The 23,610-nt window shown below is 61.8% G+C and carries 21 protein-coding genes, 2 tRNA genes and 1 pseudogene; 17 read left to right on the forward strand and 7 right to left on the reverse strand.

From position 1 onward, the window contains the following. Window positions 1-12 precede the first annotated feature (12 nt). The 15 genes from ftsH to AB5Y72_RS19925 all read left to right on the forward strand — a co-directional run bounded on the left by ftsH (window position 13) and on the right by AB5Y72_RS19925 (window position 16,125). A complete protein-coding gene (ftsH, locus tag AB5Y72_RS19855) occupies window positions 13-1,965 on the forward strand; it encodes an ATP-dependent zinc metalloprotease FtsH (RefSeq protein ID WP_042078868.1) in 1,953 nt (650 codons plus the stop codon). Window positions 1,966-2,048: 83 nt separating this feature from the next. Continuing rightward, complete coding sequence (folP, locus tag AB5Y72_RS19860; protein ID WP_216989724.1) at window positions 2,049-2,894, forward strand: dihydropteroate synthase; 846 nt, start codon at window positions 2,049-2,051, stop codon at window positions 2,892-2,894. Window positions 2,895-2,912: 18 nt separating this feature from the next. After that, on the forward strand, window positions 2,913-4,247 hold the full coding sequence (glmM, locus tag AB5Y72_RS19865; protein WP_216989725.1) for a phosphoglucosamine mutase: 1,335 nt from the start codon (window positions 2,913-2,915) through the stop codon (window positions 4,245-4,247). Between the two features lie 131 nt (window positions 4,248-4,378). Beyond that, window positions 4,379-5,143, forward strand: coding sequence for a triose-phosphate isomerase (gene tpiA / locus AB5Y72_RS19870; RefSeq protein ID WP_325782069.1), 765 nt, complete (start codon window positions 4,379-4,381; stop codon window positions 5,141-5,143). Further along, window positions 5,144-5,470 carry a preprotein translocase subunit SecG gene (secG, locus tag AB5Y72_RS19875; protein WP_113994141.1) on the forward strand — a complete coding sequence of 109 codons (327 nt, stop codon included), beginning with the start codon at window positions 5,144-5,146 and terminating at the stop codon, window positions 5,468-5,470. It begins immediately after the preceding gene. A 7-nt stretch (window positions 5,471-5,477) separates the two neighbouring features. Further along, window positions 5,478-5,562, forward strand: a tRNA-Leu gene (locus AB5Y72_RS19880). 91 nt (window positions 5,563-5,653) lie between these two features. Beyond that, window positions 5,654-5,730 (forward strand) — tRNA-Met (locus AB5Y72_RS19885). A 166-nt stretch (window positions 5,731-5,896) separates the two neighbouring features. Next, on the forward strand, window positions 5,897-6,355 hold the full coding sequence (rimP, locus tag AB5Y72_RS19890; RefSeq protein ID WP_042078871.1) for a ribosome maturation factor RimP: 459 nt from the start codon (window positions 5,897-5,899) through the stop codon (window positions 6,353-6,355). 14 nt (window positions 6,356-6,369) lie between these two features. Then, window positions 6,370-7,872 (forward strand): transcription termination factor NusA, encoded by a 1,503-nt coding sequence (gene nusA, locus AB5Y72_RS19895; protein WP_042078872.1) that lies wholly within the window; start codon window positions 6,370-6,372, stop codon window positions 7,870-7,872. 20 nt (window positions 7,873-7,892) lie between these two features. Beyond that, on the forward strand, window positions 7,893-10,595 hold the full coding sequence (infB, locus tag AB5Y72_RS19900) for a translation initiation factor IF-2 (protein WP_042078873.1): 2,703 nt from the start codon (window positions 7,893-7,895) through the stop codon (window positions 10,593-10,595). A 55-nt stretch (window positions 10,596-10,650) separates the two neighbouring features. Further along, window positions 10,651-11,085, forward strand: coding sequence for a 30S ribosome-binding factor RbfA (gene rbfA / locus AB5Y72_RS19905; protein ID WP_042078874.1), 435 nt, complete (start codon window positions 10,651-10,653; stop codon window positions 11,083-11,085). Window position 11,086: 1 nt separating this feature from the next. After that, window positions 11,087-12,037, forward strand: coding sequence for a tRNA pseudouridine(55) synthase TruB (gene truB, locus AB5Y72_RS19910; protein WP_368199507.1), 951 nt, complete (start codon window positions 11,087-11,089; stop codon window positions 12,035-12,037). 135 nt (window positions 12,038-12,172) lie between these two features. Then, window positions 12,173-12,442: a 30S ribosomal protein S15 gene (rpsO, locus tag AB5Y72_RS19915; RefSeq protein ID WP_042078876.1), complete on the forward strand. Its 270-nt coding sequence runs from the start codon at window positions 12,173-12,175 to the stop codon at window positions 12,440-12,442. A gap of 180 nt (window positions 12,443-12,622) precedes the next feature. Beyond that, window positions 12,623-14,767 (forward strand): polyribonucleotide nucleotidyltransferase, encoded by a 2,145-nt coding sequence (gene pnp, locus AB5Y72_RS19920; protein ID WP_368199509.1) that lies wholly within the window; start codon window positions 12,623-12,625, stop codon window positions 14,765-14,767. Between the two features lie 146 nt (window positions 14,768-14,913). After that, on the forward strand, window positions 14,914-16,125 hold the full coding sequence (locus tag AB5Y72_RS19925) for an MFS transporter (protein WP_325782070.1): 1,212 nt from the start codon (window positions 14,914-14,916) through the stop codon (window positions 16,123-16,125). 3 nt (window positions 16,126-16,128) lie between these two features. Here the strand turns inward: AB5Y72_RS19925 and AB5Y72_RS19930 are convergent, their stop codons facing one another. Continuing rightward, window positions 16,129-16,482 carry a DsrE/DsrF/TusD sulfur relay family protein gene (locus AB5Y72_RS19930; protein WP_209793327.1) on the reverse strand — a complete coding sequence of 118 codons (354 nt, stop codon included), beginning with the start codon at window positions 16,480-16,482 and terminating at the stop codon, window positions 16,129-16,131. Between the two features lie 160 nt (window positions 16,483-16,642). On the opposite strand from AB5Y72_RS19930, the gene AB5Y72_RS19935 reads away from it, so the two are divergent. Continuing rightward, on the forward strand, window positions 16,643-17,035 hold the full coding sequence (locus AB5Y72_RS19935) for a DUF1090 domain-containing protein (RefSeq protein WP_325782072.1): 393 nt from the start codon (window positions 16,643-16,645) through the stop codon (window positions 17,033-17,035). Window positions 17,036-17,116: 81 nt separating this feature from the next. Here AB5Y72_RS19935 and AB5Y72_RS19940 read toward each other — a convergent pair. The 3 genes and pseudogenes from AB5Y72_RS19940 to yegQ all read right to left on the reverse strand — a co-directional run. Next, window positions 17,117-17,200, reverse strand: a pseudogene (locus AB5Y72_RS19940) (ferredoxin); the annotation flags it as partial. Between the two features lie 24 nt (window positions 17,201-17,224). After that, window positions 17,225-17,473, reverse strand: a complete 249-nt coding sequence (locus AB5Y72_RS19945; RefSeq protein ID WP_325782073.1) for a YfhL family 4Fe-4S dicluster ferredoxin — start codon at window positions 17,471-17,473, stop codon at window positions 17,225-17,227. Between the two features lies 1 nt (window position 17,474). Next, complete coding sequence (gene yegQ / locus AB5Y72_RS19950; RefSeq protein WP_325782075.1) at window positions 17,475-18,839, reverse strand: tRNA 5-hydroxyuridine modification protein YegQ; 1,365 nt, start codon at window positions 18,837-18,839, stop codon at window positions 17,475-17,477. Window positions 18,840-19,283: 444 nt separating this feature from the next. On the opposite strand from yegQ, the gene AB5Y72_RS19955 reads away from it, so the two are divergent. Next, the gene (locus AB5Y72_RS19955) at window positions 19,284-20,210 is read left to right on the forward strand and encodes a L,D-transpeptidase family protein (RefSeq protein ID WP_042078886.1); all 927 of its coding nucleotides are present in this window, start codon (window positions 19,284-19,286) and stop codon (window positions 20,208-20,210) included. 68 nt (window positions 20,211-20,278) lie between these two features. Here the strand turns inward: AB5Y72_RS19955 and AB5Y72_RS19960 are convergent, their stop codons facing one another. From AB5Y72_RS19960 to AB5Y72_RS19970, 3 genes are all read right to left on the reverse strand, one after another. Beyond that, a complete protein-coding gene (locus AB5Y72_RS19960) occupies window positions 20,279-20,656 on the reverse strand; it encodes a VOC family protein (RefSeq protein ID WP_042078887.1) in 378 nt (125 codons plus the stop codon). Between the two features lie 149 nt (window positions 20,657-20,805). Beyond that, window positions 20,806-22,146 carry a TldD/PmbA family protein gene (locus AB5Y72_RS19965; RefSeq protein WP_325782077.1) on the reverse strand — a complete coding sequence of 447 codons (1,341 nt, stop codon included), beginning with the start codon at window positions 22,144-22,146 and terminating at the stop codon, window positions 20,806-20,808. After that, window positions 22,146-23,546 carry a TldD/PmbA family protein gene (locus tag AB5Y72_RS19970; RefSeq protein WP_219143701.1) on the reverse strand — a complete coding sequence of 467 codons (1,401 nt, stop codon included), beginning with the start codon at window positions 23,544-23,546 and terminating at the stop codon, window positions 22,146-22,148. Before AB5Y72_RS19970 ends, AB5Y72_RS19965 begins: the two co-directional genes overlap by 1 nt. Window positions 23,547-23,610 lie beyond the last annotated feature (64 nt).

Genomic DNA, 23,610 nt, shown 5'->3' on the forward strand with positions numbered 1-23,610 from the left:
GAGGTCATTGATTTGAGTGACATGGCGAAAAACCTAATCCTGTGGCTGGTCATCGCCGTCGTGCTGATGTCGGTGTTCAATAGCTTCAGCCCCAGCGATACCACCAGTCGCCAGCTGGACTATTCCAGCTTCGTGAAAGAAGTGACCCAAGAGCAGATCCGTGAAGTGCGGATGGATGGCAAGGTCATCAATGGCGTCAAGCGCACCGGTGAACGTTTCACTACCATCATCCCTGCGCCGGATCCCCAGCTGCTCAACGACATGCTCAACCACAACGTCAAGGTGATGGGTGAGAAGCCGGAAGAGCCGTCTCTGATCACCTCCATCTTCATCTCCTGGTTCCCGATGCTGCTGCTGATCGGTGTCTGGGTATTCTTCATGCGTCAGATGCAGGGCGGCGGTGGCAAGGGTGCCATGTCGTTTGGCAAGAGCAAGGCTCGCCTGATGAGTGAAGATCAGATCAAGACCACCTTCGCCGACGTCGCCGGCTGTGACGAGGCCAAGGAAGAGGTCAAGGAGCTGGTCGACTATCTGCGCGACCCGAGCAAATTCCAGAAATTGGGCGGCAAGATCCCGACCGGCGTACTGCTGGTAGGTCCTCCCGGTACTGGTAAGACCCTGCTGGCCAAGGCCATCGCAGGCGAGGCCAAGGTGCCCTTCTTCACCATCTCGGGTTCCGACTTCGTCGAGATGTTCGTGGGTGTGGGCGCCTCCCGTGTCCGCGACATGTTCGAGCAGGCCAAGAAGTCCTCCCCCTGCATCATCTTCATCGACGAGATCGACGCGGTCGGTCGCCAGCGTGGCGCCGGTCTGGGCGGTGGTCACGACGAGCGCGAGCAGACCCTGAACCAGATGCTGGTCGAAATGGATGGCTTTGAAGGTAACGAGGGCATCATCGTCATCGCCGCCACCAACCGTCCCGACGTACTGGACCCCGCCCTGCTGCGTCCGGGCCGCTTCGACCGCCAGGTGGTGGTCGGACTGCCGGATGTGCGCGGTCGCGAGCAGATCCTGAAGGTACACATGCGCAAGGTGCCACTGGCGGATGACGTCAACCCGGCCCTGATCGCCCGCGGTACTCCCGGTTTCTCCGGTGCGGATTTGGCCAACCTGGTCAACGAGGCTGCCCTGTTCTCCGCACGCGAGAGCCGCCGCGTGGTTTCCATGCTGGAGTTCGAGAAGGCGAAGGACAAGATCATGATGGGGGCGGAACGCCGCTCCATGGTGATGAAGGAATCCGAGAAGGAGATGACGGCCTATCACGAGGCGGGTCACGCCATCATCGGTCGTGTGGTACCGGATCACGATCCCGTCTATAAGGTTTCCATCATTCCGCGCGGCCGCGCGCTGGGTGTGACCATGTACCTGCCGGAGCAGGATCGCTGGAGCCACTCCAAGCAGCACCTGGAGTCCATGATCTCCAGTCTGTACGGCGGTCGTCTGGCGGAAGAGCTGATCTACGGTGCCGAGAAGGTATCGACCGGTGCCTCCAACGACATCGAACGCGCCACCGAGATTGCCCGCAAGATGGTCACCCAGTGGGGCATGTCCGAGCGTCTGGGTCCCATGCTCTACGCGGAAGAGGACGGTGAAGTCTTCCTCGGTCGCAGCATGGCCAAGGCCAAGCACATGTCCGACGACACCGCTCGCATCATCGATGCCGAGGTCAAGCAGGTCATCGATCGCAACTACGATCGTGCCAAACAGATACTGCTGGACAACATGGATGTGCTGCACACCATGAAAGACGCGCTGATGAAGTACGAGACCATAGACGCCAAGCAGATCGACGATCTGATGGCCCGCCGCGAGGTCCGCGCCCCCAGCAACTGGCACGATGAACACGGTGACACCCCGCAAGGTGGCGCCACTGTGGGCAACGGGTCCGAAGTCAAGGCTCCGGCCGATGACAGCAAGGCGCCACTGAGCGACGTCGACAAGGCGAACGATGTCCCGGCCAAATAAATTGTCATGATCCAAACCCCGGGCTCGCCCGGGGTTTTTCTTTGTGCGGATAGTCAGATGTTCTGATGCAGGTGGATGAAAAGATGCAACTAGACAGCAAGGGGCGCAGCCTCTCTCTGGATCGCCCCCATGTGATGGGCATTCTCAATGTGACGCCGGACTCCTTCTCCGATGGCGGTCGCTTCAAGCGGATCGATCTGGCGCTGGGCCATGCCAGCGAGATGGTGGCCGATGGGGCGACCCTTATCGATATCGGTGGCGAATCGACCCGCCCCGGTGCCCCCGACGTGAGCGAGCAGGAAGAGCTGGACAGGGTCATCCCCGTCGTCGAGCGGATGGTGAAGGAGCTCGATGTGATGGTCTCCCTCGATACCTCCAAGGCGGCCGTGATGGCGGCGGGCTGTGCCGCCGGCGCCCACCTGATCAACGATGTGCGCGCCTTGCAGGAACCGGGAGCGCTCGACGCCGCGGCAGAGGCGGGTGTGCCGGTGTGCCTGATGCATATGAAGGGGCAGCCCAGAACCATGCAGGCAGAGCCCCATTACGACGATCTGGTGGGAGAGGTGAGGGCCTTCTTTGACGAGCGGATCGCAGCCTGCCTGGCGGCCGGGATCCCGCGCGAGCGGTTGTTGCTGGACCCGGGTTACGGCTTTGGCAAGACCCTGGCCCACAACTATCGGCTGCTGGCCGAGCAGCACAAGTTGCTTGATTACGGTTTGCCGCTCTTGGTGGGCATGTCGCGAAAGTCTATGATAGGCAACCTGCTCGGCTGCCCTGTCGATGAACGGCTGGCCGGCAGCCTGGCCTGTGCCCTGATCGGGTTGCAACAAGGGGCCAGGATCATTCGGGTGCACGACGTGCGCGCCACCATGGATGCGCTGCGTGTCGGCTGGATGACCATGACGGGACAAGATTTCGTATCCAAATAGAAAAACGAGAAACAGACAATGACCAGAAAGTATTTCGGCACCGACGGTGTGCGCGGCAAGGTGGGTGAATACCCGATCACCCCAGATTTCGTGATGAAGCTCGGCTGGGCTGCCGGCAAGGTGCTCTCCAAGAAGGGCACCCGCAAGGTGCTGATCGGCAAGGACACCCGCATCTCCGGCTACATGCTGGAGTCGGCGCTGGAGGCAGGCCTCTCCGCCGCCGGTCTCAAGGCCATTCTGATGGGGCCCATGCCCACTCCGGCCGTCGCCTACCTGACCCGCACCTTCCGTGCCGAGGCCGGCATCGTCATCAGCGCATCCCACAACCCCTATTACGACAACGGCATCAAGTTCTTCTCCGCCGACGGCACCAAGCTGCCTGACGACGTCGAGCTGGCCATCGAGGCCGAACTGGATCACGAGCTCAAGTGCGTGGAGTCCGCCGAACTCGGCAAGGCGCAGCGCATCGACGATGCGGCCGGCCGCTACATCGAGTTCTGCAAGAGTACCTTCCCCTCCAACCTGAGCCTGGAAGGGCTGAAGATGGTGGTGGACTGCGGCCACGGTGCAACTTATCACATCGCCCCTTCCGTCTTCCGCGAGCTGGGAGCCGAAGTGATCGCCATCGGTTGCAGCCCTGATGGCCTCAACATCAACGACGGCGTCGGTTCCACCGCACCGGAGGCGCTGGCCGCCAAGGTGCTGGAGTGCAAGGCCGATCTCGGTGTCGCCTTCGACGGTGACGGCGATCGTCTGGTGATGGTGGATGGTACTGGCTACATCATCGACGGGGACGAGATCCTCTATATCATCGCCCGGGATGCGCTGCGCAACGGTCGTCTCAAGGGCGGCGTGGTGGGTACCCTGATGGCCAACATGGGGCTGGAGCTGGCGCTGCAGACCCTCGGCATCCCGTTTGCCCGCGCCAAGGTGGGTGACCGCTATGTGCTGGAGATGATGAACGAGAAGGGCTGGCGCATCGGCGGTGAAAACTCGGGTCACATCATCTGCCTGGATCAGACCACCACGGGGGATGGCATCGTCGCCGCCCTGCAGGTGCTGACTGCGATGCGCACCGCCGAGATGCCGCTGGCCAAGCTGCGCTCCGGCATGAGCAAATTCCCCCAGGTGCTGGTGAATGTGCGCTTCGCCGAAGGCAAGGATCCGCTCGCATCGGACGCCGTTCAGCAGGAAGTAGCCGCGGTGGAGCAGGAGCTGGCCGGACGTGGTCGCGTGCTGCTGCGCAAATCCGGGACAGAGCCGCTGATCCGGGTCATGGTGGAAGGGGAACACGAGCAACAGGTGCGTGACATGGCCACACGCATCGCACAACGGGTCGAATCGGCGTTTTAATGAACAACCAAGGCGGCTTTTTAGTCGCCTTGGTTGTATCTTGTTCAAACGATTCGAGAATTTGAAAATAGCACTTGTCAGCTGAGCATCCTCTGGATATTATCAGCCCCGCTTTCGCAAGGGAGTTGCCGATGGGACATCGCAAGCCGTTTGTAGCAGCCAACTGGAAGTTACACGGTAGTAGGTCGCAGTTAGAGCAGTTTACTGGTCAGTGCCTAGAGCGCATTGATGAACGAGTAGACGTGGTCTTGTGTCCATCCCATGTGCATCTCGACTTCACGGCCGCTCTGCTCAATCAGCAGAGGGTGATGAAGTTGGGGGCTCAGAACGTGAGCCAGCACAGACAGGGTGCTTACACGGGGGAAGTCTCGTGTGAGATGCTGGTCGAGGCAGGGTGCCAATACGTACTGGTTGGCCACTCCGAGCGCAGGCGTCTCTTTGGTGAGACCAGTTTCATCGTCGCGGAGAAGTTCGCGGCAGTCAGAGCGGCAGGCCTGGTACCCATACTCTGTCTGGGTGAGTCAGGGGCGGCGAGACAGGCAAGAAGAGCCTTTGAGGTGATTGCCGAAGAGCTGGACATCGTCATAGAGAAAAATGGCGCGATGGCTTTCGATAATGCTATCATCGCCTACGAGCCGATTTGGGCTGTAGGTACAGGTAAATGCGCCACACCCGAGCAGGCACAAGAGGTTCATTCCTTTATACGCGGTCGCTTGGCGGAGGATACTCCGGTAATAGGTGAGAAAGTCAGAATCATCTATGGTGGGAGCGTGACGCCGGCCAATGCACAGGATTTGTTTGCCCAGCCCGACATAGACGGTGGTCTGATTGGCGGAGCAAGTCTCGATGACAAGGCGTTTTTAGGAATCGTTGAAGCGGCAAAGGGTGCAAGTTAAATGTACGAGATTCTTTTGGTCGTTTATCTGCTGGTATCGCTGGCTCTGATTGGTCTGGTGATGATTCAGCAAGGTAAAGGGGCTGATATGGGCGCCTCCTTCGGCGCAGGGGCATCGAATACCGTATTCGGCTCCGGTGGTTCAGGCAGCTTCCTGACCCGCACAACAGCGATTTTGGCTACTCTGTTCTTCTTGATTAGCCTGGTGCTCGGATCCATGTCGAGCAACAAGGTAAAACAGGGTAGTGAATGGGAAAATCTGCAACAGACCCAACAGGTTGAGCAGAACAAAGCGCCAGTGAAGAAAGACACTGACGTTCCCGAGTAAGAGTTTTGCCGTGGTGGTGGAATTGGTAGACACGCTATCTTGAGGGGGTAGTGCTCTAGGGTGTGCGGGTTCGAGTCCCGCCCACGGCACCAATTAAGCAGTGAACCCGGGTGACCGGGGTGTTATAGCCAGTCAGTCTTGTGTGATGAGAGTGAAGTGGCTATAATCTCGCACGATTTCGGACGCGGGGTGGAGCAGCATGGTAGCTCGTCGGGCTCATAACCCGAAGGTCGTCGGTTCAAATCCGGCCCCCGCAACCAAATTTCACGCATTTCCTACGCTCAGGAAGGCGGTCGCTGCGAGGCGACAATCAGGGTAAAGCGCCAAGCCCCGATTTGATATCGGGGCTTTTTGTTATGTGCGATTTATTCTGACTTTATTTCTATCTGGGCTATATGCCCTTTTTTTGTTTTTCGGAGGGTGACTTTGGCTACGTTGGAACAACGTTTGACCGATCTGCTCGAGGCTCCTGTCGTTGCCTTGGGTTTTGAACTGTGGGGTATCGAATTTGTCCGTGCGGGCAAACACTCGACCCTGCGCGTTTTCATCGACGCGGAGCAAGGTGTGACGGTGGAAGACTGCGCCGAGGTGAGCCGCCAGGTCGGCGCCATCATGGACGTCGAAGACCCCATCACCGAGGAGTACTACCTCGAGGTCTCCTCCCCGGGTCTGGATCGTCCGCTGTTCAAGGTCGCCCAGTTCGAAAAATACGTTGGCCAGGAGGCGGCGGTTTCGCTTCGGATGGCAACAAACAACCGCCGCAAGTTCAAAGGCGTAATCAAAGCCGTGCAGGGGGACATGATCACCCTGACGGTAGATGGTAAGGACGAGGTGTTGGCTTTCACCAATATCCAAAAAGCGAACATAGTGCCGAACTTTGGTTAACGAGGCTATCGGATATGAATAAAGAGATTTTGCTGGTCGTTGACGCAGTGTCCAACGAGAAGGCTGTCCCCCGCGAGAAGATCTTCCAGGCTCTGGAGACTGCGCTGGCGACTGCGACCAAGAAAAAGTACGAAGGCGAGATTGAAGTGCGGGTCGAGATCGATCGCAAGACCGGCGACTACGACACCTATCGCCGCTGGGTCGTCATCGCGGATCAGGCTGCGATGGAAAACCCCTACGCCGAGATCACCCTGGAAGCGGCTCAGATCGAGCAGCCGGATATCCAGATTGGCGACTACGTGGAAGATCAGATCGACTCCGTGACCTTCGACCGTATCACCACCCAGACCGCCAAGCAGGTCATCGTGCAGAAAGTGCGCGAGGCCGAGCGCTCCCAGGTCGTCGACCAGTTCAAGGACAAGGAAGGCACCATCATCAGCGGCGTGGTCAAGAAGAGTAACCGCGACAACGTGATCCTGGACTTGGGCAGCAATGCCGAGGCCGTGATCTTCCGCGACGACATGCTGCCGCGCGAGACCTTCCGCCCGGGCGACCGCATTCGCGGCCTGCTGTACGCCGTGCGTCCTGAAGCCCGTGGTTCCCAGCTGTTCGTCAGCCGCTCCAGCCCGGACTTCCTCAAAGAGCTGTTCCGCATCGAAGTGCCGGAGATCGGCGAAGAGATGATCGAAATCATGGGTGCCGCCCGTGACCCGGGTTCCCGCGCCAAGATCGCGGTGAAGACCAACGATCGTCGCATCGACCCGATCGGTGCCTGTATCGGCATGCGCGGTGCCCGCGTTCAGGCGGTTTCCGCCGAGCTGAGCGGCGAGCGTGCCGACATCGTGCTGTACGATGACAACCCGGCCCAGTACGTGATCAACGCCATGGCGCCGGCCGATGTGGCCTCCATCATCGTCGATGAAGACAACCACACCATGGACATCGCCGTGGAAGCCGCCAACCTGGCCCAGGCCATCGGTCGCAACGGTCAGAACGTGCGTCTGGCCTCCCAGCTGACCGGTTGGGAGCTGAACGTGATGACCGTCGAGGACATGCGTGCCAAGCACCAGGCCGAGAACGACCGCATCATGACCCTGTTCACCAGCACCCTGGACATCGACGACGATTTCGCCGGCCTGCTGATGGAAGAGGGCTTCTCCACCTTGGAAGAGATCGCCTTCGTGCCGGTCAACGAGCTGCTGGCCATCGACGGTCTGGATGAAGACATGGTCGAAGAGCTGCGCAAGCGCGCCAAGGATGCCCTGACCACCAAGGCCCTGGCCAAAGAAGAATCCTTTGAAGGTGTTGAACCTTCCGAAGAACTGCTCAATCTGAACGGCCTCGGCCGTGACATGGCGTACGCCCTGGCCGCGCGCGGCATCGGCACCCTGGAAGATTTGGCAGAGCAAGGCATTGATGACCTTGCCGACATCGAAGGGCTGACCGCCGAGAAGGCAGGTGAGCTGATTATGGCTGCTCGCAATATCTGTTGGTTCGGAGAAGAGCAGTCTAGTTAAGATCAAACGGAGGAAAATGAATGGCAGAAGTATCAGTCAAACAACTTGCCACTGACATCGACACACCGGTTGATCGTCTTCTCCAGCAGTTTGTCGATGCCGGTATCAGCAAGAGCAAGGCCGACGACCTGGTCAGCGAGTCCGAGAAGCAGACTCTGCTGGCCCATCTGAAGAAACAGCATGGAGGTGACGAGGTTGCCGCCCCTGCCCGCATGACCTTGCAGCGCAAGACCAAGAGCACCCTGAGTGTTCAAGGTACTGGCGGCAAGAACAAGGAAGTGCAGGTAGAAGTGCGCAAGTCTCGCACCTATGTAAGACGCTCGGCGCTGGAAGATGAACAGCGTCAGGCGGAAGCCGAGGAAAAAGCGCGTTTGGAAGCAGAAGAAAAAGCTCGTCGCGAGGCCGAAGAGAAGGCCCGCCTCGACGCTGAAGAGAAGGCTCGCCGTGAGGCTGAGCAGGCTCGTCGTGAAGCTGAGGAAAAGGCGCGGATCGAGGCACAACAAAAGGCTCGACAGGCTCAACAGCCCGCCAAAGCAGCCAGTAGCACAGCTCAGCAAGAGGCAGAAAAGATGGCCAAGCGCGAAGCAGAAGAACTGAAGCGCCAACAGGAACAGACAGCTTTGCAAAAAGCTGAAGAACTCGCCGCGAAGAAAGCCGAAGAGGCTCGTCTCATGGCGGAACAGAATGCGGCCCGCTGGGCCGAGGAAGAGGCGGCTCGTGCCAAAGAGAGCAGCGATTACCATCTGACCACCAACAAGCACGCGCAAGCGGCGGAAGATGAGCTGGATCGCAAGGAAGAGACCAGTCGTCGCACGGCTGCCGCTGCCAAGGCGCCGAAGAAGGTCGGCCGTCGCGAAGATGACCGCAACGACCGCAACTCCCGCGATCCGCGTGCTCGCAAGGGCAAGCGTGGCAAGATGGCCATGCCGAACGCCATGAAGCACGGCTTCAACAAGCCGGCGGCCGTGGTCAACCGCGATGTCGTCATCGGCGAGACCATCACAGTGGCGGAACTCGCCAACAAGATGGCCGTCAAGGGTGTCGAAGTCATCAAGGTGATGATGAAGATGGGCGCCATGGCCACCATCAACCAGGTGATCGACCAGGAGACCGCCCAGCTGGTCGCCGAGGAGATGGGTCACAAGGTGGTGCTGCGCCGCGAGAACGAGCTGGAAGAGGCGGTACTTAGCGATCGTGACGAGACCTCCGAAGCCAAGCCGCGCGCCCCTGTCGTGACCATCATGGGTCACGTCGACCACGGCAAGACCTCCCTGCTGGACTACATCCGCAAGGCCAAGGTTGCCGCGGGCGAAGCCGGCGGCATCACCCAGCACATCGGTGCTTACCACGTCGAAACCGACAGTGGCATGATCACCTTCCTGGATACCCCGGGTCACGCGGCGTTCACCTCCATGCGTGCTCGTGGTGCCAAGGCCACCGACATCGTGGTACTGGTGGTGGCTGCCGATGACGGCGTCATGCCGCAGACCATCGAAGCGATCCAGCACGCCAAGGCGGCCGAAGTGCCCCTGGTGGTGGCGGTCAACAAGATCGACAAGCCGGAAGCGGATCCCGATCGCGTCAAGACCGAGCTGGCCCGTTACAACGTCATGTCGGAAGACTGGGGTGGCGACTGCCAGTTCGTGCACGTCTCCGCCAAATCCGGTCAGGGCATCGACGACCTGCTGGAGGCCATCCTGATCCAGGCTGAAGTGCTGGAGCTGAAGGCCGTGGTCGACGGCATGGCCAGCGGCGTCGTGATCGAGTCCTTCCTGGACAAGGGCCGTGGCCCGGTTGCCACCGTGCTGGTGCAGGAAGGTACTCTGCGTCAGGGCGACATCGTGCTGTGCGGTCTGGAGTACGGCCGTGTGCGCGCCATGCGTGACGAACTGGGTCGCGAGATCAAGGAAGCGGGTCCGTCTTTGCCGGTCGAGATCCTCGGCCTGTCCGGCGTGCCCTCTGCCGGTGACGAAGCCACCGTCGTGCGTGACGAGAAGAAGGCCCGCGAAGTGGCACTCTATCGTCAGGGCAAGTTCCGCGAAGTCAAGCTGGCTCGCCAGCAGAAGGCCAAGCTGGAGAACATGTTCGCCAACATGACCGAGGGCGAAGTGTCCGAAGTGAACGTGGTGATCAAGGCCGACGTACAGGGTTCCGTGGAAGCGATCTGCGACGCCCTGGTCAAGCTCTCCACCGAAGAGGTGAAGGTGAAGATCGTGGGTTCCGGCGTGGGTGGCATCACCGAGACCGACGCCACCCTGGCTGCCGCGTCCAGCGCCATCCTGGTGGGCTTCAACGTCCGTGCCGACGCCTCTGCCCGCAAGGTCATCGAGGCCGAGAGCCTGGATCTGCGCTACTACTCCGTCATCTATGACCTGCTGGACGAAGTGAAGCAGGCCATGAGCGGCATGCTGGCACCGGAATATCGTCAGGAGATCATCGGTCTGGCGGAAGTGCGCAGCGTCTTCAAGTCGCCGAAGTTTGGCGCCGTGGCCGGCTGTATGGTCACCGAAGGTGTGGTCAAGCGTTCCAACCGCATTCGCGTTCTGCGTGACAACGTGGTTATCTACGAAGGCGAGCTGGAATCCCTGCGTCGCTTCAAGGATGACGTCAACGAAGTCAAGAACGGCTACGAGTGCGGCATCGCGGTCAAGAACTACAACGACGTGCGCGAAGGCGACCAGATCGAAGTTTACGAGACCGTTGAAATCCAGCGGACTCTGTAAGCCGAGCGTTATACAAAATAGGGGGCCGCGGCCCCCTTTTATCGCAGGATAGAATATGGCCAGAGAATTCAGCCGGACCCGTCGGGTCGGGCAGCAGATCCAGCGTGAAATCGCGCTGATCCTGCAGCGCGAGGTGAAAGACCCGCGCATCGGCATGGTGACGGTTTCCGATGTGGAAGTGTCCAAGGATCTGAACTATGCCAAGATTTACGTCACCTTCTTGCAACTGGAGAACGATGCCGAGCGCATCGCGGAAGGGCTCAAGGGCCTGACCGAAGCCGCCGGCTACATCCGCAGCCTGCTGGGCAGCGCCATGCGCCTGCGGGTGGTGCCGGAGCTGCGTTTCTACTATGACCAGACCCTGGTCGAGGGGATGCGCCTCTCCAACCTGGTGACCAACACTGTGCGGGAAGACAAGCGCCGCATGACCGAAGCCGGTCGTGACGAGAGCGATGCCGCACCGGATGACACTACTGAGGACAAAGCCTGAGATGTCTCGAAGACGTCGTTTCAAGGGCCGTGACGTGCACGGCATCCTGCTGCTGGACAAACCCACCGGCCTGACCTCCAACGATGTGTTGCAGAAGGTCAAGCGGATCTACAACGCCGCCAAGGCCGGCCACACCGGCGCCCTGGATCCCCTGGCGACCGGCATGTTGCCGATCTGCCTGGGGGAAGCCACCAAGTTCTCCCAGTACCTGCTGGAAGCGGACAAGCGCTACGAGGTGACCGCCAAGCTCGGCGAGCGTACCAACACCAGCGACTCCGACGGCGAGGTGGTCTCCACCCGGCCTGTGAACGTGGCGGTGGGCACCCTGATCGAGGCACTGGACCAGTTCCGCGGTCCCATCATGCAGGTGCCGTCCATGTACTCCGCCCTCAAGCACAACGGCCGTCCGCTCTACGAGTACGCCCGCGAGGGCATCGAGATCGAGCGGGAAGCCCGTCCCATCACCATCTTCGAGCTCAAACTGCTGAGCTTCGAGGGGGATGAGGTGCGTCTCGAGGTGCACTGCAGCAAGGGCACCTACATCCGCTCCCTGGTGGACGATCTCGGCGAGGTGCTGGGCTGTGGCGCTCACGTCACCCAGCTGCGCCGCACCCAGGTGGCCAGCTACCCGTACGAGCGGATGCTGACCCTGGAGCAGCTCGAGTGCATCTTCGAGCAGGCCAAGGCGGAGAGCATCCCGCCTCGGGAGCAGCTGGATCCCCTGCTGCTGCCGATGGATACCGCCGTGGCCTCCCTGCCCGAGGTGAACATGCAGGTGGCGGTGGCCGCCTACGTGAACCAGGGTCAGGCCGTTCAGGTGGCGGGTGCGCCGCAGAGCGGCCAGGTCCGCATGACGGTCGGCCCGGAACGCGAGTTCATCGGGGTGGGCGAGATCGATGACGAAGGGCGCGTGGCGCCCAAACGTCTGGTGCGCTATCACGACGAGGAGTGACCCTCCGAACGGCGTTTGCAGCCACCCCTTTTTATCGTTGCGAAAAGGGGCGGCTGCGATTATGATACCGCCCTCATTTCACGGCTGAATTAGAGATTGGCTGTGAACCTTTAAACACTCTACTGGAGTAACATCATGTCTCTAAATGCTGAGATCAAAGCGCAAATCGTTGCCGACAACGCTCGTGGCGCCAACGACACCGGTTCCCCCGAAGTGCAGGTTGCCCTGCTGACTGCCCAGATCAACCATCTGCAAGGTCACTTCAAGGAGCACGCCAAGGATCACCACGGTCGTCGCGGTCTGCTGCGCATGGTTTCCCAGCGTCGTAAGCTGCTGGACTACCTGAAGCGTAAAGATTCCGAGCGTTATGCCGCTCTGATCGCCAAGCTGGGTCTGCGTCGTTAATCGACCATCAGATTTCGCGAAAAAGGGGAACCGTGAGGTTCCCCTTTTTTATGGCCCGTTTCAAACGGGATGCAGGCCGTTGCCTGCCTCACAGAATTAACGTCCGCGCTTACCTTTTGATGCGAATCAAGTATACTTGCACGCGAATTTAAAGCGCCAAATTGTTAAAAGGAAATTCACGTGAATCCTATTGTAAAGTCATTCCAGTACGGTCAACACACCGTCACACTGGAAACCGGTGTGATGGCCCGTCAAGCCACTGCGGCCGTCATGGTCAGCATGGACGATACCTGTGTCTTCGTGACCGTCGTAGGCAAGAAAGAGGCCGATCACGGCCGTGATTTCTTCCCGCTGACCGTCAACTATCAGGAGCGTACCTATGCTGCTGGTCGTATCCCGGGTGGTTTCTTCCGTCGTGAAGGCCGTCCGAGCGAGGGTGAAACCCTCATCTCCCGCCTGATCGACCGTCCCATCCGTCCGCTGTTCCCGGAAGGCTTCCTCAATGAGGTTCAGGTGGTTGCCACCGTCATGTCCGTGAACCCGGCCGTTTCCCCCGACATCGTTGCCATGATCGGTGCCTCCGCGGCGCTGGCCATCTCCGGCATCCCGTTCGGCGGCCCGATCGGTGCAGCCCGCGTGGGTTACATGAACGGCCAGTACGTGCTGAACCCGACCACCACCGAACTGCCCCAGAGCGATCTGGACCTGGTGGTTGCCGGTACCGCCAACGCCGTGCTGATGGTGGAATCCGAAGCGGCCATCCTCTCCGAAGAGGTGATGCTGGGCGCCGTGGTCTACGGTCACGAGCAGATGCAGGCCGTGATCAACGCCATCAACGAATTCGCTGCCGACGTCGGCACCAAGCCGTGGGACTGGACTCCGCCTGCCGTCAACGAAGCGCTGAAGGCCAAGGTGGCCGAGCTGGCGACAGCTGAACTGGGTGAAGCCTACCGCATCACCGAGAAGGCCGTGCGTTACGAAACCATCGCCGCCATCAAGGGCCGCGTGATCGAGCAGGTCATCGCCTCCGGCGTGGAAGAAGATGCCAAGAAGATCGGCGAAGAGTTCCACAGCCTGGAAAGCCGCATCGTTCGTGGCCGCGTCGTTCGCGGCGAGCCGCGCATCGATGGTCGCGATCCCGAGATGATCCGCGCCCTGTCCGTCGCCACTGGCGTACTGCCGCGTGCCCACGGCTCCGCCTTGTTCACCCGTGGTGAAACCCAGGCCATGGTCGTTGCCACCCTGGGTACCGAGCGTGACGCCCAGAACATCGACGAGCTGACCGGCAACCGCGCCGATCGCTTCATGCTGCACTACAACTTCCCGCCATACTGCGTCGGTGAGACCGGCATGATGGGCAGCCCGAAGCGCCGCGAAATCGGTCACGGTCGTCTGGCCAAGCGCGGCGTCGCCGCCGTGATGCCGAGCGCCGACGAATTCCCGTACGTGGTACGCGTGGTGTCTGAAATCACCGAATCCAACGGCTCCTCCTCCATGGCCTCCGTCTGTGGTTCCTCCCTGGCGCTGATGGACGCCGGTGTGCCGATCAAGGCCTCCGTTGCCGGTATCGCCATGGGTCTGGTGAAGGAAGAAGAAGGTTTCGTCGTGCTGTCCGACATCCTGGGTGACGAAGATCACCTGGGCGACATGGACTTCAAGGTTGCCGGTACCACCGAAGGTGTGACCGCCCTGCAGATGGACATCAAGATCGAAGGCATCACCAAGGAGATCATGGAGATTGCCCTGAAGCAAGCTCGTGGTGCTCGCCTGCACATCCTGAAGGTGATGGACGAAGCCATCCAGGCGCCGCGTGCCGAGATCTCCGATTTCGCCCCGCGTATCCACACCATCAAGATCAACCCGGAGAAGATCAAGGACGTCATCGGCAAGGGTGGCTCCGTGATCCGCGCGCTGACCGAAGAGACCGGCACCAACATCGAGCTGGATGACGACGGTACCGTCCGCATCGCCGCCGTCGACGGTGAAGCCGCCAAGGAAGCGATCCGCCGTATCGAGGCCATCACCGCCGAGATCGAAGTGAACCGCATCTACGAAGGCAAGGTTGTCCGTCTGGCCGACTTCGGTGCCTTCGTCAACATCCTGCCGGGCAAGGACGGTCTGGTGCACATCTCCCAGATCACCGATGCGCGCGTGCAGAACGTGGCCGACTATCTGAAGATTGGTGACGTGGTGAAGGTGAAGGTACTGGAAGTGGACCGTCAGGGCCGCGTGCGTCTCTCCATCAAGGAAGCGAACGCCCCGACCGAAGCCGCTGCCGCTCCGGCCGCCGCCGCCGTTGCCGTGGAAGAGCCGGCTGCCGAATAAGCCGCCGCCTGCTGAAAAAGCCGACCTCAGGGTCGGCTTTTTGTTGTCTGGCATCCGGCGATCCCGTCGGTGAGATGCCTTGTTCCTTTTGGCGCCACTTGCTATAAGGGGCGACCCGCCTCTCGGTTGTCAAAAGGAAGTGCAACATGTCATGGGCCTCTCTCAGGCAGTTTACCCCCCTGGTCTGGATCGTCATCCTGGGCACCTTCATGGTGCGTACCACCTTCTTCATGGTCTGGCCCTTCCTCTCCATCCTGCTCTACCGTGACTACGGCCTGTCGGCGACCCTGATAGGGGCCATCCTGGGGGCGACGGCGGCCCTCTCCACCCTGGTGAGCTTCTACGGTGGCTGGTTGTCGGACAAGTGGGGGAGGCGCAACATCCTGCTGTTTGGCTGTCTGATATCGGCCTCGAGCGTGGCCTTGCTCGGTCTCTCCCATCAGGTGGTCTGGCTGGCGGTCGGGGTGATCGGCAGTGGCCTCTCCTACGGGCTCATCGACTCCCCCGGCAAGGCGCTGATGGCCGACAGCCTGGCCGAGCCCAAGGCCCGCGAACTGGCGCTGCACCTGCGCTACTTTCTGCTGAACCTGGGGGCGGCCATCGGTCCCCTGCTCGGGGTCACCTATGGTCTGAGCGCGCGGCAGGAGACCTTCCTGCTGCTCAGCGCCAGCTACCTGCTGCTCGGCGCTATCTTCGTCACCGGCTTTCGGCTGGCCGGTTGTCAGGCAAGCCAGGCGGCCGGTCCCGGCATGCGCACCGTGTTGCGAGTGCTCTGGCAGGACAGGGGCTTCCTGCTGCTGACCCTGGCGAACCTGCTGCTGATGCTGGTCTATGCCCAGTTCGAATCCCCCCTCATCCAGTACCTGACCCGTTCGGGCACACCCGAGGTGGAGCGGCTCATCGGCTGGCTGGTCACCGCCAATGCGTTGACCATAGTGATACTGCAGTTCCCCCTGCTGCACCTGACCGCGGGTTGGCCAACCCGGCGCAGGCTGCAACTCGGGGTGGCGCTGTTTCTCGGCGCTCAGTTGCTGTTTGCGCTGGGGGATACCGCCATCTGGTGGCACTGGATAGTGGCCGTGGTCCTCTTGAGCGTCGGGGAGTGCATCCTGTTCCCCTTGCTCAACGTGCTGATCGATCAGATGGCGCCGAGCCACCTGAAGGGCAGCTACTTCGGGGCGGCCTCCATGTCCGGGCTCGGGGTCGCCATGGGGGCCCTGCTGGGGGGCTGGATACTGGCCCACTGGGGAGGCGCCACCCTCTACGCCCTGATGGCGCTGCTCTGCCTGATGATCCTGATGCTCTATGGCCTGAGCACCCGGATCCCGCGACCCACGCTGGCCCGGGCCGGTATCTGATGGCTAGAAGGTCAGCACCTTGTCGGCGGCCAGGGTCCACTGGGCCAGCAGGGGCAGGGTGCCTATCTCGATGCCCTCGATGAGGGGCAGAGGGGTGATGCCACGGGCGTCGGTGCAGCTCTTGCACAGCCGGATCTGGGTGCCCTGTGCCAGCAGGATCTCCAGCATCTGGCGCAGGTTGTAGCCCTCGGCCGGGCTCTGCCCTGCCAGGGCGGCGCCGACCGCATCCGACATCAGGAAGAGTTTCAGGTCTGTCTTCTCCTGCTCCTGGAGGGCAATCCCGAGGCGAAGGGCATTGAACAGGGACTCGCTGCCATAGGGGGCGCCGTTGGCGACGATGAGGATCTGCGGTTTCATGGGACTCTCCTGGGTTAAAGGGGCATTGTAGCGCCACCCGGATGACACTGGCTTGATGCAGTGCAAACTCTGTCGTAGCCCGGGTTCCCGCGTCTTGACCTCGCGGGATGAGTCAGGTCTCATGGGCGGCCATCCAGTATGACAGAGCAAAGAGGTCGTTATGTGGAAGATCGCCGGAATAGGCTTGTTGCTGTTGGCCGGGCAGGCCTATGGCAGTGAAAACGTCGGCTGCAAGGCCAGGCATCAGGCGGTGACCGAGCAGCTCGCGTTCGCCAGGGCGCACGACAACGCAGAGCGGGTTGCCGGGTTGGAGCAGGCCCTGCGCAACATCGAGACCCACTGTACCGATGCCGGGCTCCTTGAGGATCAGCAGCAGAAGGTGGTCAAGCAGAAGGCCGAGGTGGAAGAGCGGCTGGCGGATCTGCAGAGTGCGCGGGTGGCGGGCAAGCCGGACAAGATCGCCAAGAAGCAGGCAAAGCTGGAAGCGTCCCAGGCCGAGCTGCTGGAGGCCCAACGGGAACTCGAGGCGCTGCAAAAACTGCTCAAGCCCTGAGGGGAGGGCAGCGCAATAGAAAAAGCCGGGCATGCCCGGCTTTTTCTATGTTTGGAGAATGGACTCCACGAGCGGCAGGCGCTACTGCCTGTGCATCCTGACGAACTTATCCAGCAACTGATCCTCGGTCTCCACGTGGGCGGGATCCCGGAGGATGCAGTCCAAAAGGCGCAGACGCTGATGCCGGTGTTACTGCCTGTGCATCCGCACAAACTTTTCCATCAGCTGCTCTTCGGTTTCCACGTGGGCGGGATCCCAGATGATGCAGTCGATGGGGCAGACGCTGATGCAGGTGGGCTTCTCATAGTGGCCGACGCACTCGGTGCAGCGATCCGGGTCGATCTCGTAGATCTTGGTCCCCAGGCTGATGGCCTGGTTCGGACACTCCGGATCGCACATGTCACAGTTGATGCACTTGTCGGTGATGAGCAGCGCCATCTCAGGCCGCCGAGTGGGGCTGACGGGTATCCTCGCGCTCGCCGAGGTTGCGCAGCAGAATGCCGTAGTTCACGTCGATCTCTTTGGGCACCGGCACATAGACCACGTGGCCGTTGCCCGGTGCGGTGTCGATGAGCTCGCCCTTGCGGTTCTGCATCTGCTCCAGGTTGAAGCTGAGGTTGCCTTGCGGGGTCATCAGCTCCAGGCTGTTGCCCAGCAGGAACTTGTTCTTCACCTCGACCTCGACCATGTCACCGTTGCGACCGGTGATCTCGCCGACGAACTGCTGGGTGTCGGAGACGGAGTAGCCGTAGTCGTAGTTCTGGTACTCGCTGTGGTTGTGGCGGCGCAGGAAGCCCTCGGTGTAGCCGCGGTGGGCCAGGTTCTCGAGGGTACCCATCAGGGTGGGATCGAACGGCCGGCCGGCCACCGCATCGTCGATGGCCTTGCGATAGACCTGGGCGGTGCGGGCGCAGTAGTAGAAGGACTTGGTACGGCCTTCGATCTTGAGGGAATGGACGCCCATCCTGGTCAGGCGCTCCACGTGCTCGACGGCGCGCAGGTCCTTGGAGTTCATGATGTAGGTGCCGTGTTCGTCCTCGAAGGCGGTCATGAACTCGCCGGGGCGGTTGGACTCCTCCAGCAGCACCAGGGCGTCGCTCGGCTTGCCGGCCCCCAGGGTCGGATCCACCTTTTGCACGGCGATGGGCTCCTGGCGGTGGACGATCTGGCCCACGTCATCTTCCTTGCCCTCGTGGACCTTGTACTCCCAGCGGCAGGAGTTGGTGCAGGTGCCCTGGTTGGGGTCGCGCTTGTTGATGTAGCCGGAGAGCAGGCAGCGGCCCGAGTAGGCCATGCAAAGGGCGCCGTGGACGAAGACTTCCAGCTCCATCTCCGGCACCTGCATGCGGATCTCCTCGATCTCGTCCAGGGACAGCTCTCGGGAGAGAATGACCCGGGTCAGGCCCATCTGATGCCAGAACTTCACCGTGGCCCAGTTGACCGCGTTGGCCTGCACCGACAGGTGGATCGGCATCTCGGGGAAGGCCTCGCGCATCATCATGATGAGACCGGGGTCGGACATGATCAGTGCGTCCGGTTTCATCTCCACCACGGGGCGCATGTCGCGGATGAAGGTCTTGAGCTTGGAGTTGTGGGGCTGGATGTTGGCCACCACATAGAACTGCTTGCCGAGGGCATGGGCCTCGTTGATGCCGAGCTGCAGATTCTCGTGGTCGAATTCGTTGTTGCGTACCCGCAGGCTGTAACGGGGCTGGCCCGCGTAGACGGCGTCGGCGCCATAGGCATAGGCGTAACGCATGTTCTTGAGGGTCCCGGCGGGGGAGAGCAATTCTGGTCTGAACATGTTGGACTCTTTGTCTGATTGCAAATCAGGACGGCGCCACCTGATGGCGTCGTATGGATTAATCGGCATGGCGCGACCGTACTCGACGCACCGTCTCCGATCGGACTACACCAGGGAACGAGATGGTTCGATACTCCTGATACAGAGGGTGCGAGATTGTACTCGTGACCGGCCCTTCATGCAATTTGGGGAGGGGCAGCCAGGCCGCCGACCTGTTCATTTTATGCTCATAAGAGCGATGTTAGGGTGTCAGCAAGCCGGGAGGGGCGGTCGCTGGGGAGGGAATGGATCTTTTCCGCGAAAAAGCCCATCTCCAAGTTGAAATTTTGCCCTACTCGGGAAAGAATGCGCGCTCGGTTATTGGTCTCGGGTGACGCGTCACAGAACAAGCCGAGGATGAGCAGGCCAAAGGCCCACAGGTACAGGAAACCATACAGGAATTTTATGAATCCCCTTCGCATTGCCGCTTCGGCCCTTTTTTGCACTCTGACCCTGGTCAGCCAGCAGGCGGCCGCCGTTGAATACGTGCTGCCCGCCGCGAACAGCCGCCTGATCGGCGAGAATCAGGAGTACGTGGTCCCCGCGGACAACCGTCCGCTGGAGCAGATTGCCGCTGACTTCCAGCTGGGTCTGACCAACATCATGGAAGCGAACCCGGGCGTCGACCCCTACCTGCCGACGCCGGGCAGCAAGCTGGTCATTCCCCATCAGCTGATCCTGCCGAATGCGCCGCGCGAGGGGATCGTCATCAACGTGGCCGAGATGCGCCTCTACTACTACCCCAAGGGCAAGAACGTGGTGCAGGTGCTGCCCATCGGGATCGGCCAGCTGGGGGTCAACACCCCGGAGAACTGGATCACCAAGGTGGAGCGCAAGCGCGCGAACCCGACCTGGACCCCGACCGAGAACATCCGTCGCCGCTACGCCGCCCAGGGCAAGACCCTGCCCGCAGTCTGGCCGGCCGGTCCTGACAACCCCATGGGTCTGCACGCCCTCTACATCGGCAACCTCTACGCCATCCACGGTACCAACGCCACCTTCGGCATCGGTCTGCGGGTGAGCAGCGGCTGCGTGCGCCTGCGCGCCGACGACATCAAGTACCTGTTCGACAACGTGCCGGTCGGCACCCGCGTCCAGTTCGTGAACCAGCCGGTCAAGACCACGGTCGAACCGGATGGCGGTCGCTACATGGAAGTGCACGAGCCGCTGTCGCGCACCGAGGAGGAGTTCAACTCCACCGCCGCCGTGCCGCTGCCCATGACCCCGGCCACCACCCGTTTCATCGCCCACGCCGAGAGCGACTCCAACGTGGTCAAGCAGGTGCTGGAACAGCGCACCGGCATGCCGACCCGTCTCAATCCAGAGGCCTGATGGCCAGCAGGATCCGCTGAAAGAACAACGGCGACCCCAGGGTCGCCGTTGTCGTGTCTGCCCGCCCGTCAGGCGGCTGGCGGGGCATAGAGGGCCAGCCAGTTCCCTTCGGTATCTTCGATGATGACCCGGGAGCCATGGCCGCTGCCGATGCTGTGCAGGGGTTCGAGCACCCGCCCGCCGAGCCGGGGCACCAGCTGCTCCGCCTCCTGCAGCCTGTCACCGAGGGAGAGATAGATGAGGGGGCCGGCGCCGCCGGGCTGGTGGTATTTGTCCATGGGGCCGAGGCAGGCCGCCGCGTTGTTGCCGTCGTAGCGCAACATGGCATAGCGCATCTCCTCCTCCTGGATGGGGGTGACCTGCACATCGAGCAGGGCCGAGTAGAAGTCCATGGCGCGATCCAGATCCCGTGTCGGAATGTCGGCCCAGACCAGGGTGTTGTCCATCGTCGTATTCTCCAGAGATTCCCGGCCAATGCGGCCGGTGGCTCTTTGAGGTTAGGAGTGGCCAATACGCGGTGCCAGAGGCAAAAAAACGGCGCCATCAGGCGCCGTTTTCAGTTGCAGGAAACCAGGGGGTTCTCCATGTCATTCAGCTATTTACCTGCGATGCTCAAGCCGCCGAAGCGGATCTGCGGGGCATAGAACTCCTTGCCATCGTCGTGGTGCAGCAGGTTGCCGACCGCCTCCAGCTCACTCAGCAGGCGATAGAAGTTGCCCGCCACCGTGATGCCGCGCACCGGCGTCACCCGTTCCCCGTCCCGGCACAGGAAGCCGGAGGCGCCGAACGAGAAGTCGCCGCTCACCGCGTCGGCCCCGGAGTGCAGGCCGTCGAGCTTGACCAGCTCCAGGTACTCACCGCTTTGTACCTCGGCCTCGCCGTGGGGGCCGAGCCCGAACACCAGGTGACGAGGGGCCACGTCCAGGGCACTGCGGGCACTGCGGGCGGCTGCACCGTTGCTCGTCACGCCGAAGTGGCGGGCGGTGGCGCTGTTGTGCAGCAGGGTCTTGAGCTCCCCCTCGCCGATGAGCAGGAGATCTGAAGTGGCGGCCCCTTCGCCGTCAAACGCCTTGATCTTCATGCCCCCCGGCATATGGACCCGGCTCTCCAGGGTGAGCCAGCGGGAGGCTACGCTCTGGCCCACCTTGCTGCGCCAGGGGTTGATCCCCTGCTGGGCCCACTTGCCCGACAGCGCCGACTGAAAGCAGCCAAACAGGCTGGCCAGGCAGTTGGGGCTGAAGATGACGCTGTAGCGACCGCTCGGCACCGCCTCACCCATCAGCAGGCCATCGGCCACGGCATGGATCTGCGCGATGAGGGGCACCGGGTCCAGCTCGTCGAAGCGGCGGCCGTACAGCCCCTGGTAGTGCATGGACTGGCGGCCACCCCGCTCGATCAGGGCCGAGCTGTGGCAGCCGACGCTGAATTCCTGGTGCTGGCAGAACGAGCCCTGGCTGTTGGCGAGCCACAGCCGGCTCTCCCCCTCGAAGAAGCCGTTGTAGGGGGCTCCGGTCACGTTCGGCAGGGCCAGCATGTCGGACTCGAGGCGCAGGGCCAGGGCGATCTTCTCTTCCACCGCCGTGGTGTCGGGCTGGTGGATCTCGGCGCAGTCGGTGGCGAGCCTGCTCTGCTGCACTGTGATGCGCTGGTCCGGGTCCACCTTGGCGAAGCGGCTGGCATCGAGCGCATCCTGCACCATGGCATCCAGGGCGGCCTCATCGAGGGCCTCCGAGTAGGCGATGCCGACCCGGCCTTCCTTGATCAGCCGAATGCCGATCTGCTGGCTGCTGGTGACCTTGTATTCACTGAGCTCGCCCTTGTCGGCCTTGAGGGAGAAGGCCCTGTCCTGGTTGGCGATGACGTCCGCCTCGGCACCGAGATCGGCGACCTTGTCCAGCAGGCGGGCAAGCAGTTGGTTCATGTCGAGCTGGCTCATCAGGCGTTCCCTCCCACCAGGATGTTGTCCACCTTGAGTGGCGGCTGCCCGACCGAAGCCGGGATGGAGCCGGAGACAGATCCGCACATGCCGGCGGAGAGGGCCAGATCGCGCCCCACCATGGAGATCTCCTTGAGCACCTGGGGGCCCGTGCCGATCAGGGTCGCCGACTTCAGCGGTCTGGTTATTTTGCCTCCCTCGATAAGGTAGGCCTCCTGCACGTTGAAGTTGAACTCGCCGGTGCCGGGCTGCACCGAGCCGCCCCCCATCCGCTTGGCATAGATGCCGTGCTCCACGGTCGCCAGCATCTCGTCCAGGCTGTGGTTGCCCGGCTCGATGTAGGTGTTGCGCATGCGCGAGGCCGGGGCGAACTTGTAGGATTCGCGCCGTCCGGAACCGGTGCGGGCGTAGCCGGTGCGAATGGCTCCCATCCTGTCCACCAGGAAGCCGGTCAGCACCCCGTCCTTGATGAGCTGGGTGTGCTGGGTAGCCATCCCCTCGTCGTCGACGTTGATGGAGCCCCAGGCGTTGCCCTGCAAGCCCTCGTCCACCGCGCTGACCGCGGGGTTGGCGATGAGCTGGCCCATCTTGTCGTGGAACACGGACGCCTTCTTGGCCACCGAGGTGGTCTCCAGCAGGTGGCCGCACGCCTCGTGGAAGATGACGCCGCCAAAGCCGCTCTCCATGATGACCGGCAGGGTGCCGCTCGGGCAGGGGGCCGCTCCCAGCTTCACCAGCGCCTGGCGAGTGGCTGTGAGGGCCAGCTCGCGGGGATCCACGCCTGCTGCGTGCTCCCACCCCTTCATGGCGCCGGGGGCTTCATAGCCCACGCTCTGCTCGCCTCCGTCCAGGGCGATGGTCTGGGCCATGATGCGGTTGTAGTGGCGGCGATCGGCCACCTGTACCCCTTCGCTGTTGAAGATCTCCACCTCCTGCTCCCAGCCCAGCACATTGCCGGAGAACTGGCTCACCTTGTCGCTCTCGGCGCGGGCCGCGGCGTCCATGGCGTGCAGGTAGGCGATCTTCTGCTCCAGCAGCTTGTCGGCCGACAGGGGCAGGGCGATCGGGTTGCGATCGGTCAGGCGGGTGAAATCGAAGGCGGTGGCGGTCACCACGGGGTCACGCCTGTCTTTGGCCGCTAGCAGGGTGACGATGCGCAGGAGCTCGTTGCGATCGGCCAGGTTGGTGTAGCCGTAGAGCACCTTGTGGCCGTAGCACAGGCGCACGCCGATGCCGAAGTCGAGGCCGCCGCTGATGTTCTCTATCTGGCTGGAGAGCAGGCTGAGCTGGCTGCGGCGCTTGCGCTCCACAAACAGCTCGGCGAAGTCTGCACCCAGTGCCAGGGCGTGATCGAGCACGTCGCGGGCGATGGCGGGGGCCAACAGGGAGAATGAAGTCATAGAATATCCTTTTCTGGTCTGTCCGTTTGCTTCCGACACCCGGCTTTGGGTTGTTATAGGGTGT

Origin of the sequence: Aeromonas sp. R7-4 (assembly GCF_040908055.1) — a bacterium.
Classification (GTDB): domain Bacteria; phylum Pseudomonadota; class Gammaproteobacteria; order Enterobacterales; family Aeromonadaceae; genus Aeromonas; species Aeromonas sanarellii.